Origin of the sequence: Candidatus Defluviilinea gracilis (genome assembly GCA_016716235.1) — a bacterium.
In the GTDB taxonomy this organism is placed as follows: Bacteria; Chloroflexota; Anaerolineae; order Anaerolineales; family Villigracilaceae; genus Defluviilinea; species Defluviilinea gracilis.
Genome location: JADJWS010000001.1, coordinates 2,162,248 through 2,176,787, shown reverse-complemented (window position 1 = coordinate 2,176,787; position 14,540 = coordinate 2,162,248). Strand labels below are relative to the sequence as shown.

At 56.0% G+C, this 14,540-nt stretch carries 9 protein-coding genes; 2 read left to right on the top strand and 7 right to left on the bottom strand.

All coding sequences use genetic code 11. The features are described from left to right. Position 1: 1 nt before the first annotated feature. The 7 genes from IPM31_10200 to IPM31_10170 all read right to left on the bottom strand — a co-directional run bounded on the left by IPM31_10200 (position 2) and on the right by IPM31_10170 (position 10,001). The gene (locus tag IPM31_10200; GenBank protein MBK9007350.1) at positions 2-1,453 is read right to left on the bottom strand and encodes a hypothetical protein; all 1,452 of its coding nucleotides are present in this window, start codon (positions 1,451-1,453) and stop codon (positions 2-4) included. 137 nt (positions 1,454-1,590) lie between these two features. After that, positions 1,591-2,706, bottom strand: coding sequence for a molecular chaperone DnaJ (gene dnaJ, locus IPM31_10195; protein ID MBK9007349.1), 1,116 nt, complete (start codon positions 2,704-2,706; stop codon positions 1,591-1,593). Positions 2,707-2,770: 64 nt separating this feature from the next. Next, positions 2,771-4,651, bottom strand: coding sequence for a molecular chaperone DnaK (gene dnaK, locus IPM31_10190; GenBank protein MBK9007348.1), 1,881 nt, complete (start codon positions 4,649-4,651; stop codon positions 2,771-2,773). Between the two features lie 140 nt (positions 4,652-4,791). Then, entirely contained in the window at positions 4,792-5,337 is a 546-nt protein-coding gene (gene grpE / locus IPM31_10185; protein MBK9007347.1) for a nucleotide exchange factor GrpE, read from the bottom strand. A 78-nt stretch (positions 5,338-5,415) separates the two neighbouring features. Then, on the bottom strand, positions 5,416-6,453 hold the full coding sequence (gene hrcA, locus IPM31_10180) for a heat-inducible transcription repressor HrcA (protein MBK9007346.1): 1,038 nt from the start codon (positions 6,451-6,453) through the stop codon (positions 5,416-5,418). A 308-nt stretch (positions 6,454-6,761) separates the two neighbouring features. Continuing rightward, positions 6,762-8,957 (bottom strand): PD40 domain-containing protein, encoded by a 2,196-nt coding sequence (locus IPM31_10175; protein ID MBK9007345.1) that lies wholly within the window; start codon positions 8,955-8,957, stop codon positions 6,762-6,764. A gap of 60 nt (positions 8,958-9,017) precedes the next feature. Continuing rightward, positions 9,018-10,001, bottom strand: a complete 984-nt coding sequence (locus IPM31_10170; GenBank protein MBK9007344.1) for a phosphatase PAP2 family protein — start codon at positions 9,999-10,001, stop codon at positions 9,018-9,020. A gap of 334 nt (positions 10,002-10,335) precedes the next feature. Between IPM31_10170 and IPM31_10165 the strand changes: the two genes are divergently transcribed. Together IPM31_10165 and IPM31_10160 are read left to right on the top strand one after the other, a co-directional pair. Beyond that, a complete protein-coding gene (locus IPM31_10165) occupies positions 10,336-12,708 on the top strand; it encodes a transglutaminase domain-containing protein (GenBank protein MBK9007343.1) in 2,373 nt (790 codons plus the stop codon). Between the two features lie 20 nt (positions 12,709-12,728). Beyond that, on the top strand, positions 12,729-14,444 hold the full coding sequence (locus IPM31_10160) for a GAF domain-containing protein (protein MBK9007342.1): 1,716 nt from the start codon (positions 12,729-12,731) through the stop codon (positions 14,442-14,444). Positions 14,445-14,540: the final 96 nt, after the last annotated feature.

The following is a 14,540-nucleotide window of genomic DNA, read 5'->3' as shown; positions in this document are numbered from 1 at the left end:
TTCAAGGTGCGATGATCGAATTCAAACCGTAGAACCGCGCCACGCACCGATTGATCCAATCTCGCGGGTTGCCTTTGTATTCGCCGACGCCGCCAGGCGCGTCCAATTGCACGACGACGAGATCGGTCTCGCCATTCGCAACGGCTTGTTGAATGAGCGCGTCGCGTTCATCCCATTGTTGCGCAAATTTTTGATATTCATAATGAAGCGCATACACCCTCGGCGCCGAGCGGATCGGATGAACGATCAACGCGACCAGCAAAAGCGCGACGGCGACTTTCACCCACTTCAATTGAACGACCGAATGCGCCTGCGTCATCAAAATTCCAAACACGCCGCCTTCGATCAACAACCCAAGCATGAACACGAAATGGGATGCGTATCGCGCGCGCGCCGCAGGGAACGTCCGCACGAACGCGCTGGGTGCATAACTGAATCCGATGACGATGAAAATGACAATTGGGATGATCAGCAACGCCGTCCACAAATACGATGTTTGAATAGGCGATAATTCTTTCTGGCTTGTTGTAAGCGCGAGATACACAACGCCAAATGACACCGCCAGCGCGACAACAATCAACGTCGGGTACGATTTAGTTGTTTCCAAAAGAAACTGCGACGTATAAAGGATCACATCGCCAGCCAGTTCGATGGGATTGTAGATTGGTTCTTGGCGCATGATCCTGCCCAAACGGTTCGACGTCCCTGGCGACGCCGCCGTGATCGAGATGGCGATGATCGCAGTGAGCAAACCAACGATGAGAAACGTCAGCACGTCGCGGCGTTGATGGAGCCGCTTCGTCCACCAGACGAGCGCGACCGCGACGAACATGATTCCCACCAACATGCCCGATGTCGTTTCGCTCAATCCGCCTGCGAAGAAGATCAAAATGGTAAACAGGATTCCAAACCGAACGGCGCGCGATTTCTCGTATGGCTTTTCGACATAACCCAGAAAAAACGCCGCGATGCCGATGAACCACAACAGCGGCAATGAATAGGGAATCAATCCCGTGCGCCAAAATAAAACCTGATACAACGCGGATGTTTGATACAAACTCAACGCGATCGCCATGCACGCCAGCCACACGTATCCCGCTTTCGGTATCTGAACCCGCAAAAGTTTTCCCAACTCGACGAACATCCACGCGAGCAACAGCGCCCAGATCACAAGTTCCACGCCCGCCATCACGCGGATGCCGTTCACGCCGCCCAACTCGATCAATTGCGAAAACATCAAACGCGAGTAACTGTTCCCCCACAACGAATACGCCCGCAGTGTGGCTTCCACAATATTTTGCGATGAATATAAATATGTGGACGCGCAATAATCATCAGCGAGATAGCGCGAAAATGTCCCCAACCACGCATACACCGCCAATGGCACACACGCGCTCAATGCCCCGATGAAAAACAAAAACGATATCCAGCCATTTTTTTTCGTCAAACTCATTCGTTCATTAACCTCATGGTATAGCGCGAGTCAGTATAACATACGTCCCCATCATGTCATTACGTCCACTCGTCAATTACCATTTACCAGTCTCCAGTCTCTAACCCCAATTCTCTAATTCTCCATTCCTCTCCCCATCACCCCCCCAACGCCTCATTCAACCAATCCAAGAATCCTTTTTCTTGCGGCTTGACCGTCGTCCCCAAACTCTCTGCCAACTTCTCGAACAACTCGCGTTGCTCTTTCGTCAACTTGGTTGGCACCGCCACATTGACCAGCACCAACTGGTCGCCGCGTCCGCTTCGGCGCACATGCGGCACGCCTTTATTTCGCAAGTGAAATACTTTGCCGGGTTGCGTCCCAGCGGGGATTTTCAACTTCTCTTCGCCGTCAATCGTCGGCACTTCAATTTCCGCGCCCAAGACCGCCTGCGCCACGTTGATATCGAGATTCAACAAAATGTCATTCTCGCGGCGTTTGAAAAACTTGTGCGGCTTCACATCCAGCATCAGATACACGGTTCCGTTCGGTCCGCCATTCTCACCAGGATTGCCTTCCCCCGTTAAACGGATTTGCATAGTCGCATCCACACCCGCAGGGATTTGCACCTTCTTCTTTACCTTCTTGCGTTCCAATCCGCTCCCGCGACAAGTTTTGCACGGAGATGAGATCGTCTCACCGCGTCCGTTACACGTCGGGCAAGTAGACGATTGCACCATCTGACCCAAAAACGTTTGCCGCACAGTCCGCACTTCGCCTTGACCGTTACAAGTGGCGCACTTCACAGGCGACGTGCCAGGCTCCGCGCCGTTGCCGTTGCAATGCGAACAAGTTTCTTCGCGCTGGAATTCGATCTCTTTCTCCACGCCAAACACAGACTCTTCGAACGTCAACGTAATCTGCATTTGCAGATCGCGCCCGCGCCTCGGCGACCGACGCGAACGCCCGCCACCTGTCGAGAATCCGAATCCGCGGAACAAGTCCTCAAAAATATCGCCGAAGTCCGACGTGTAATCGTGGAAGCCGCCCGAGTTGCCCAGCCCCGCTTTGCCGAAGCGATCGTAACGCGCGCGCTTATCCGAATCCGAAAGCACGCCATACGCCTCGTTGATCTCTTTGAACTTCTCCTCGGCGTTCGGCTCTTTGTTCACATCGGGATGATACTGACGCGCGAGCTTACGGAACGCGCCTTTGATCTCGTCATCGCTCGCGCTCCGTCCCACGCCCAGGGTTTCGTAATAATCGTTAGACATAAACCAAGAGGAGTAGAGAATTAGAGGATTAGAGAATTCTCCAATCCTCTAATTCTCGACTTTCCTATTCCTTTACTTCCCCTTCAACCACATCAGGATTCTCACTGGATGTAGAGCCCGCCTCTCCCCCACCCGCGGCCTGATTCTGCTCGTAGACGCTGGCGCCAATCTTTTGAATCACTTGCCCTAGCGCGTCTGTGGCAGATTTGATCGCCGACACATCTTCACCTTCTGCGGCTTTCTTCACCGCAGCGACGTTCGTCTCGATCTCCGTTTTGACCTCAGCAGGGACTTTCTCGCCGAACTCGCGCAATGCCTTCTCCGCCGCGTAGACGGTGTTATCGGCATGATTGCGCGCTTCGATCAAATCTTTGCGTTTGCGATCTTCTTCCGCGTGAGATTCAGCGTCTTTCTTCATCTGTTCCACTTCCGCGTCCGATAAACCAGACGAAGCCGTGATCGTGATGTGTTGTGAGCGTCCCGTTGCCTTATCCTGCGCGCTGACTTTGAGGATACCGTTCGCGTCCACATCGAACGTCACTTCGATCTGCGGAACACCGCGCGGCGCGGGAGGAATCCCATCGAGAATGAACTTGCCCAGCGACTTGTTATCCGCCGCCATCGGGCGCTCGCCTTGCAGAACATGAATCTCAACTTGCGTCTGGCTGTCGGTTGCAGTCGAGAACACCTGACTCTTGCGAGTCGGAATCGTCGTGTTGCGTTCAATTTGAGTTGTGGCGACTCCGCCCAACGTCTCGATGGCGAGCGAGAGCGGGGCTACATCCAGCAACAAAATATCTTTCACTTCGCCGCCCAGCACGCCCGCTTGAATTGCCGCGCCGACCGCAACAACTTCATCGGGGTTCACACCTTTATGAGGTTCCTTGCCGAAGAAAGCGCGGACGCGTTCTTGCACAGCAGGCATACGCGTCATGCCGCCCACCATCACCACTTCATTCACTTGACTCGCTTGCAATCCCGCATCGGACAAGGCTTGTTTGAGCGGGGCAATCGTACGGTCAACAAGATCGGCTGTCAGTTGTTCGAGTTTGGCGCGGGTGAGGGTCATCACCAAATGTTTCGGTCCAGTCGCGTCGGCGGTCAGATACGGCAGGTTGATTTCCGTTTGCATCGTCGTCGAAAGTTCGATCTTCGCTTTTTCGGATGCTTCCTTCAATCTCTGCAATGCCTGACGGTCGTTGTGCAGATCAATGCCGCTGTCTTTTTTGAATTGCTCGATAAGATGATCCATGATGCGGAGGTCGAAGTCGTCGCCGCCGAGGAACGTGTCGCCGCTCGTCGCGCGGACTTGGAACACGCCGTCGCCCACATCGAGGATCGAAATGTCGAATGTGCCGCCGCCGAGATCGTAGACCGCGATAATTTCATTTTTCTTTTTGTCGAGTCCATACGCCAGCGATGAAGCCGTCGGCTCGTTGATGATTCGCAGGACTTCGAGTCCCGCGATCTTGCCCGCGTCTTTGGTGGCGTTGCGTTGCGCATCGTTAAAATACGCGGGGACAGTAATGACCGCCTGCGTGATGGTTTCGCCGAGATATGCCTCTGCATCGCGCTTGATCTTGCCGAGGATCATCGCCGACACTTCAGGAGCCGAATATTCTTTCTCGCCAAGTTGCACGCGCACGTCGCCGTTGTCCGCGCCGTTCACCGCATACGGCACGCGCTTCCGCGTGCGTTCCACTTCGGGGTCGTCAGACTTACGCCCCATGAAACGCTTCACCGAAAAAATTGTGTTCTGCGGATTCGTGATCGCCTGATTGCGTGCCACGCGCCCCACCAACCGCTCGCCATTTTTATTCACCGCCACCACCGACGGGACGAGTCGCTCGCCCTCCGCCGACGGGATCACCACAGGCTCCCCGCCCTGCATCACCGCCGCAACGGAGTTTGTCGTGCCAAGATCAATACCGATAATTTTTGCCATGTAAAAAGTTCTCCTATGATTCGTGTTTCGTACCGCGACATTTATGTCGCCCTTACCCTGGTGCAACTCAAAAGCGACATAAATGTCGCATTACAAACATCCACTGCGTATTGCGTAATACGCAGTACGCAGTATGATTTTTACTGCGCCACCCGCACCAACGCGGGACGTATCACGCGCTCGCCGAGCATGTATCCGTTTTGCACCACTTCGATCACATGACCGCTTTCAAAATCTTCGTTATGCTCATGCGAGATCGCTTCGTGGAATCTCGGATCAAACTCCGCGCCTGTTGCCTCAATGCGCTTGATGCCTTCCACATCTAAAATATTTTGCAACTTGCGCGCGATCAATTCGATGCCGCTCGCCCACGCATCGTCGGCGGGACGGTTTTGCAGAGCGCGTTCCAGATCATCGAGAACAGGCAACATTTTCTTGACGATGTCGCTCTTCATCGAGAGAAACGTCATTTCGTTATCGCGCTCGACGCGCTTTCTGTAATTTTGGAAATCCGCCTGCGAACGTTGCCAGCCTTCGACGCTTTCGGCGAGTTTCGCTTCCGCATCTTCGAGTTGACGCTTCAACGCTTCGACATCCCCTTGCGGCTGATTCTCCGCTTCGGGCATTTCCGCCGCTTCGATCTTGATCTCGTGCGTTTCGTGTTTGTGGTTCTTCTTATTCGTCATGCTTTCACTCTCTTTATGTTTATTTCGGAGTACTTCGGAGCGCAGACTTAAGTCCGCGCTCCTGTTTTGGATAGACTCTTATTCACCTGCAATGGTGTCATTCACCAGATCGCTCAACAAGCCCGCGACATATCTCACCGTCGGAATCGTCTTCGTGTACGACATGCGCATGGGACCTAACACGCCCAACGTCCCTGTTGCCATGCCGGGGACTCCGTATCGCGCGATGACCATCGAGCATTGACGCAGTTCTTCCCATTCGCCTTCGCCGCCGATCAACACTTGCAAGCCGCCGATGTTGGTGTTGGTTGTTGTGCGGGCAAGCAGGTCGCGTAACGTGGATCGCTCTTCAAAAATTTTCAACGCCCGCCGCGCTTCATCCGACTCGGCAAATTCAGGTTCGGATAAAACGTTGGTCAAGCCGTCGGTATAAATTTCACCTGAACTACTTTCAGCGGTGCGGCGCACATCCTGCCGAATGAGGGTGAGGATATCCTGATCGAGCGCGTCGGAAGGAGTCGCAAGGGCAGAGATATTGTCCACGGCGAGACCAGCCAGAAGGGCGTTAAGACGCGTGGCGGTCTGGCTGAGTCGCTCCTGAGTCACAGGTTCCGCCAAAGTCAGAATCTGCTGACTCACTTCCCCTCCGACGAGGACAAGCACCATCAGCACTTGGCGTCCCTGCGTGGAAATTAATTCCACGTGTTTGAAGCGCGATTGCTCGGCGTGCGGCGCGGTTATGACCGAAACGCCCTGCGATTGATGCGCGAGGATCGAAGCGGCGAGCGTCATCCACTGATCCATGTCGGCGCGCGATTGGTGGAATTGATGCGAGATGGTGTGTTGCACCGCCTCGGGCAATTCGGCGTTCGGCATCATCTGGCTGACGAAGTAGCGATAACCTTCTTCGGTGGGCACGCGCCCCGCGGAGGTGTGAGGCTGGCGCAAATATCCCATCTCGGTCAGCGCGGACATTTCGTTGCGGATCGTGGCGGGCGAATAATCGAGGCGATAATTCTCGACCAGCCGCTTCGAACCGATCGGCTCGGCCGATTCGATGTGATCGCGGATTATTAATAGAAGCAACGTCTTTTGGCGTTCGGTGAGTTCGACCATGGCTTTACATGATTAGCACTCTCGATTTGAGAGTGCTATTCTTTGTGACATGAATGATAAACGAGGCAAAAAGGGAAGTCAATAAGAAGTGTATAAGAAAATGCCTGCCGTTCAGAAAGGCAGGCACAGATTACCTTACACTATAAAAATCGGGACGCTGTTCACGCAGAAAACGCGGATTTGCATTCTTTTGAATCAGCGTGGGTCAACGTTTACACCTGCCCTTGCGGGCGGTGCAAGGGTCTGCGTCCAAAAGCACTCTGTAGTTAATTAGAGGCAGGCATTGTTTCGATTTGCAACGCGAAGGGTTATTGACCAGTAACCGGTCGCCAGGTTGGGTCGAAATCCACTTCGGGATCGTCGGTGAGACGCATGCGGTCGCCGCCGCTCACTGTGGAATAATAAATGTCTCGGTTGCCGTCGCCGCTCGAACTTTCAAAGATGATCCATAATCCATCCGGCGAAAATTCCACATCCTCAATTGGCGTTGGCAACGCCAGCTTAGTTGGGGTCAGGGTATCATGCCCCGCGAACGGAATGCTCATCAACCACGGGCGCGTTGGGGCGAGGTTCCGCTGGTTAAAAAACACGGTGGAACCGTCCAGAGACCAGAACGGCAAATAATCCCACAACTGTTGTCCACTGCGGACCAACTGCGCCTTGTCTTCGCCATTGGCAGACATTGCCCAGACTTGGTAGGCGTCGAAACGTTTGACGGTGTAGACGATCATCCTGCCATCGCGCGACCAGGAAGGTTGCGCGCTTTCGATACTGCCATCCGATGTAGTGAGCCGGGTCACCTGACCGCTGGCGATCTCCAGCGTGTAAATTTCGTTTCGCCCATCGCGGTTGGACGTGAACGCGATGCGCGTCCCATCGGGCGACCAGGCAGGGTCGAAGTTTGCTCCGAGAGTCTCGGTGAGGGGCGCCAATCCGCTTCCATCGGCATTAATGAGATAGATCCCCGCGTCAGAGTAGATGTTTTCATGCACTTCACCGCGCGCGCGGCATGGGGAAATGAACGCCAACCGCGCCCCATCCGGCGACCATGATGGCTGGCACGCGCCTAGTTCAAGGTTCGTGAGTTGGACGGGGTCTGAGCCATCGGTGTTGATGATAAAGATTTGTGGAATCCCTAACCGCGCGGATGCGAAGGCGACCTGCCCGATCGTTCCGCCAATTTGGGTTGGCTCGCCAAGCGACGAGGGATCGACCGTGGGGGTGCTGGTCGGGTTCAGCGTTGCGGTGGGGAGTTTTGTGGGAGTGTGCGTGAAGGTGGATTGAACCGTTGCCGTGGCTTCCACCGCCGGCTCGGTGGCGGTCGGTGTTGCGGTTGGCGCGGGAATATTCGTCTGAACCGCGGACGGAAACAGGAATGGGAGGTGAAGCGATTCCAACGTGTCGAGCAACGCGGGCGGGATGAACTGCGGCGCAAAACGCGCCGCGCCCACGATCACTGCCGCGCTGATCAACAACAGCCATAAAACAGCGGTAACGAACCGGCGGATGAACCCTTTCTTCTTCCGCTTTGGAGGCTTAAAGATGGGCCCCTCCTCTTCGGGCGAGAGCAATCCGCCTGATGGACTCATGTCCGGCGGCGTAGACGCGCGTTCGATCGCGCCCATCTCGTACGGTTCAGACCTGTCCTCCGCCGGCGCCGGCTGGATGACGTAATCGCCCGGCAGGCGCTGGGTCTTGCCTTTGGAACCTAACAGGGAATTTTTGAACTCCTCCGCATTTTGAAACCGTTCCGCCGGGTCGATGCCCATCGCGCGTTCGATCGCGGAGGCAAGCCGGCGCGATACCTTGCTGTTGCGTTTACGCAACGGCGTAAGTTGCGTGTTATCCATCGCGCGGGCGAGACCATCTTCCGGGATGATGCCGCTCAACGCCGCGTACAACGTGGCGCCGAGCGAATAAATGTCTGTGCGCGGATCGGTGCGGGCTGTGCCGTATTGCTCCGGAGGAGAATAGCCCGGCGTCATGGCGCGCGCGCCGGTGGTGGTTGCCTGACTGCCATGCAACACTTTTGCCAAGCCAAAATCTACGAGAAAGACATGTCCATCCGGGGTAATTTTGACATTGCCCGGTTTCAAATCGCGGTGCAGGATCGGCGGCTTGCGCGTGTGTAAATATTGGAGCGCGTCGCACATTGCCGCGCCAAGGAGCACGGCTTCATCTTCTGTGATGTTGCCCATGCGCTCCATGCGTTGGCGCAGGTCTTCCCCCTCGATATAATCCATCACCAGATATTGTCCCTGATCGCCGATGACAAAATGATCGGTTACGCGCGGAAGATTCGGATGGCGAAGATTCGCAAGGATCACCGCCTCGAGCCGGAATTGCCGCGCATACTCGTCGGTGGTAAACAGATTTTCCTTGACGGCAACGTCCACGCCAAGGTTTTCATCCACCGCCCGGTAGACGGAACCCATGCCGCCCTGCCCAAGAATTTCAACGATGCGGTATCGTTTATGAAGTAACGCGCCTCGCTCAAGTGTCATCGAAAACGTTATGCTCCCAGAGAATAGGACTAGATTTGGGATTATATCAACTGCATTCCCCTATATCTTCGGGTCTGCCAATTTGAAACGAAAAAACAACTCCGGCGCCCCGGCGGAGATCCAAAAACCGACCAGCGTGTAACGCAAATATCGCAACATCAACGGGACGAGACTTTCCCCATCGGGCAACACCGCTCCCAACCCGCGCCATAGGATGAAAACCCCGATCAAGCCGACGAAGAATCTCAGCGCCCGCTTCGCGCCCGGACCGTCTGCCTGATACCCGCCCCGTGAGAGGAGCCACGCCAAACCGGCGAAGAGACCGAAGAACGTCCCCGCGGAGGTGACGATCGTTTCGAGGGAAGCCGGGGCAGGCAACTCGTCGGAGACGCGAAGCGCATTGACGCGGAACTCCTCCGGGAAGGTGTAACCGTCCAAATGCGCCGCGCTGACGTATCCAAGAGCGATCATCAACAAAGAAACCGCGAACGCCAACGTCATTTGAGTGGCGACCGGTTTTGTTTTCAACCACGCCGCCGCTGAATCCCAAAACCGCAGGATGAGCCACAAGACCGCCGCGCCCAGCGCCCAACCCGCCAGCACATCGTGAACAAAATGGACGCCGAGGTAGAGACGCGAGAAGCCGACGAGGAAAATGACCGCGATTGACAGCGCCCATGCAATGCGCTTTCCGATCCATGCGGCGATCGTCCCCCACACCGCCACCGCATTCTCGGTATGCCCGGAGGGAACCCCAAACGAAGTTTCAGCCGTCAGCCCTTGCACCTCCGCGCTCACCCAATACGGACGCGGACCTGCAAACCATAACTTAATGTAGAAATTCAAACTCACGTTGGCGATCAACGCAACCGCCACGCGCATGCCCAGCCCGGCGTCTACGCTCCAGTAAATGAACGGCAGGACGAGGAAGAAAAAATCCTGCGAACCGAGGAACGTAAAAAATTTCAGGGGCGCTTCGAGCCAGCCGCCCAGCGATTGTATGGCAAGGATCCAATCGATCCCGTTTTGAATCAAAGAACCCATCTCTTCCTCCTCATTGTCGCAAAGTACGGCAACGTTCACGTTGCCCTGGCATTTTGATTCGTAATCAGATTACCGCACATGAGAAGATTTTTACCGCAAAGCGCGCTAAGGTCGCCAAGTGAAAAAGGTTTTCTTTGCGTTCTTTGCGGGTGTCGCATGGCGCCATGGCGACACTTAGCGGTGCAAATGCACGGTAGAGAGTTGCGCGATCAATTTAGAAAAGCGCGACAACTGCGTCAAGCGCCTATTTCCGATGCCTTGCGGCAGAACGTTCAAGAAATACCCCTCTCCAGTATTTGACGTGTCACCTCGTTGTATTGTACACTACCCCCCGATGAAAAAATCGCCCGAAGCCCCTCTCTCGCGCTGGTGGGATTGGACCGCCGTTATCCTGCTGATCCTCCTTTTGCAGATTGCCGCATCGCGCCTCATCGCCACCGAATGGACAGAGGATCTGGGCTTGATTCGCGGCTTCACCTGGATGGGCTCCGCCATTGGACTTTCGCTGGGTTACAGCACATTCCGTCGCCGCACAGCGCGTTGGCTGTCCTTCTTCTACATGCTCCTCCTGCTTCCACTCTTATGGACCTCCCTCATCGAGGGACCTGTGAAGATGGAGGAAAAACTGCTTAGCGTCGGCGGCAGGTTGCTTTTTTCGATCTCGGAATTTGTCGCGCGCCGTCCCGTTGAAGACCCATTGTTCTTTATCGCCATGATGTCGGTTATGTTCTGGGCGTTGAGCGCCTCGGCAGGTTATGCCCTGACGCGCCACCAGAACTTTTTGCTTGCCAGCCTGCCATCCTTTCTCGGGGTTCTCATTATCCAAAGTTACGATAACGCGATCGCGAGCCGCTTGTTGCTGATCGGCTTTTTCATTCTTTTCGCGCTTCTGCTCCTGGGAAGGCTGAACTTCCTAAACCAGCAATCACAATGGAAACAATCGCGGGTGTTCCTCTCGCCCGAAAACAGCATCGACCTGACCGGCGGCATGGCGATCATGGCGAGTCTCATCCTCCTCGCGGCATGGCTGACTCCCTCCTCCATCCTGCGCGTCGAAGCCGCGCGCCGCGCCTGGAACCGCGTTTCAGAACCCTGGAAAAATTTTACCGAACGGTTTGAGAATGCCGTCAGCGCGTTGGACTCTCCGAGCGGCGGAAGACCCGGCGAATTCTTCGGCACCGAGCTCGAACTGGGCGTGGGCTTCCCACTGTCCGATGTTTTGATGTTCAAAGTGGAAGCGCCCGAACTCGCGTTCGACAAAAAACCGCCGCGTTATTACTGGCGCGGGCGCGCATACGATTATTTTTCAAACGACCAGTGGTACACCACCGGCACAACACGCGAGGAATATTCCCCCGCCAACCCACTGCCCGGGGTAAACGATACCAACGCGGCGATGTTTAACTTCGACACCGGCGAACAACGGATTTCGTTGTTATACTCCCCCTCGCAACCGGTCTGGGTCAGCCGGCCCGGTTCCATGCTCACCGCGCCCGGCGGCGATCAACTCGATATCGTTTCATGGAACGCAACCCCCAGCATCCTGCCGGGCGAAACCTACCAGGTGAAAGCCGCGCTGAACAACCCCACCATCGAGGCTCTGCGCGCGGCGGGAACAGAGTACCCAAAATGGGTCACCGACAAATACCTGCAACTCCCCGATGATTTCTCGCCGCTCATCAGCGCCCTCGCGTTCGATATCACCGCAAACACCGAAACCCCCTACGACAAAGCCTTTGCCATCACGCAATACCTGCGCGCGAACATCGAATACTCGCCGACCATCCCTTCCGCGCCGCGCGGCGCAAACAAACTCGAATGGATACTCTTCGAACACAAGCAAGCCTATTGCGTGTATTACGCCTCGTCAGAAATACTCATGCTTCGCGCGCTGGGCATCCCCGCTCGCATGGCGGTCGGCTTCGCGCAGGGAACAGGCTCCACATCCGGAGAGGGATTCGCCGGCGAAGTGGAGGAGATCGAGGTCAACACCTTCACCGTCCGCAAGGAGAACGCGCACGCCTGGCCCGAGGTCTACTTCCCCGGTATCGGCTGGGTGGAATTTGAACCCACCGGCAACCAAGCCCCGTTAGACCGCCCGCTCGCGCCGCGCGAGGACGATTCGCCGGCCGGCTTGCTCAACCCCGGCACATTGATCGGCGAAGAACAACTCCCCGAGGAACCCATCGACCCGAGATTGGAAGATGAACTTGTGGACGCTGGGACAACCCGACCCGCCTCGCTTCTTCCGACCTTATATCTGTTCCTCACGCTGATCGTTATCGCCGTTGCGGCGTTTTTCCTCAACCGCCGCTACTCGCTCTCCGATCGTTTGCCTTCCGTGGTGCGCGCCACCATCGAACGGAGCGGCATTGAAACCCCGCGTTGGATCCTCAACTGGGAACGCTGGGCGCGACTCTCTCCCATCGAAAAATCCTTCGAAAGCGTCAACTTCGGCTTGCGGCAAATGAACGCGCCAGCGCAAGTAGACGCCACGCCCATCGAACGCGCCGAGAAACTTGCAAAAATCATCCCCGACGCCGCCTCGCGCATCAAAATACTTCTGGACGAACACCAAACATCCCTTTATACTTCCAGAACAGCAGACCCCGTGGAAGCGCGGCGCGCGGCGTTCGCCCTGCGATCACAGATCACCCTTGCCCGCATCCGTCACTTTTGGACGGGCAAATACTCACCCAGAACCTAGCCAGGCTCAAAGGAAACTTCATGGCGACGATCACGGCAAAGGCGAAAGCCATCACGATCAATGACCAGGTGATCGCAGTCACCAAGCAGGCAGAGAAGATCCGCGCTTCGGTCAGCGCCGGCGCAACTCCCCAAACTCTTGAAGAATTGAAAACTCTCGACACCTCGCTCCAGCGTATCAGCGAGGCGCTCGTCCCATTCGAACAACGCTTCAGTCACTTGCAAGCGCTCGCGGGGATCGGGCAGGTGGTCAACTCCACGCTCGAGATCGACGAAGTGCTCCAAGCCGTGATGGACACCATCATCCGCCTCACCGAAGCCGAGCGCGGATTCCTCATGTTGCGCGACGAACGCGGCGAGATGGTCATCCGCATCGCGCGCAATTGGGAACAGGAGTCGATCAATCAGAACGAATCGAACATCAGCCGCACGATCGTGCAAAAAGTGATCGACACCGGCGAGGCGATCCTCACCACCAACGCGCTCGAAGACAAACGCTTTAGCGGCACGGAAAGCGTGATCGCCTTCAACCTGCGCTCCATTTTGTGCGTGCCGCTCATGGTGAAGACCGAACTGACCGGCGTGATCTACACCGACAACCGCATCCGCACGGGAATATTTTCCGAATCGGACCGCGACCTTTTAATCGCGTTCGCCAACCAAGCCGCTGTCGCCATCGAGAACGCGCGGCTGTTCTCCTCCCTCAAGCGCACGCTCGCCGAAGTGACCGAACTCAAAAACCTCATGGACGATGTGTTCGCCTCCATCGTTTCGGGCGTGTTGACTGCCGACGTGGAGGACCAGATCACCCTGTGTAATCGAGCCGCCGCGTCCATTTTGGGGCAGGCATCCGCGGAGATCGTCGGCAGGAAGATCGATGAAGTTGTGCCTACGTTTGCGAGCAACATCATCCCGCATCTTGAGTCGGTGCGAAAAAGCGACAAGCCGGTCATCGGGCTTGAACTCAGCCAATCGCGCGCCGAAGGCGGCAACATTGACTGGCGTTTGAATCTCTCGCCGTTGAAAGACGCGGGACAAAAAACGCAGGGCGTGGCGATCGTGTTGGACGATTTGACCGAGCGCAAAAAACTCGAAGCCCAGCGCGGACTGTTGCAACGCATGGTGTCGCCCGCCGTGCTCGACCAGATCGACCCGAACAGTTTGCAAGTGGGCGGCAAAAAAGTTTTTATCACCGTGTTGTTTGCAGACGTGCGCGGCTTCACCTCGTACAGCGAAAAACATTCGCCGGAAGAATTGGTGGCGGTGTTGAATCAATATCTCGCCGCCGCGGCCGACGCGGTGCTGGCACAGGAAGGCACAGTGGATAAGTTCCTCGGCGATGCGGTGATGGCGTGGTACAACGCGCCGATCCTGCAACCCGATCACACGTTGCGGGCGGTGAAGTCCGCGTTGGCGATCCGCGAGGCGATTGCGCGATTACATTCCGAATTACCGAAAGAGGCGCATCTCGATTTCGGCGTGGGCATTCACTACGGCGAAGCCGTCCTTGGCTGGATCGGCACCGAGAAGCGACTCGAATTCACCTCGCTCGGCGACAGCGTGAACACGACCAAACGCATTCAGGAAAACGCGGCGAAGAATCAGATCCTCATCAGCAAAGAGGCGTACGAGCGCGTGAAAGATGAAGTGGAAGCAAATCCCTTCGCGCCGCTGACGGTAAAGGGCAAGGCACAGCCGCTGGAGGTGTTTGAGGTGGTGGGGTTGAAGGGTGGGTGAGGGAGTGAGTGGTAATTGGTAATTGGGGATTGGAGATTGGAGACTGGGGAGTGATGGAGGATTAGAGAATTGGAGAATTGGGGGGAGAGATTGGAG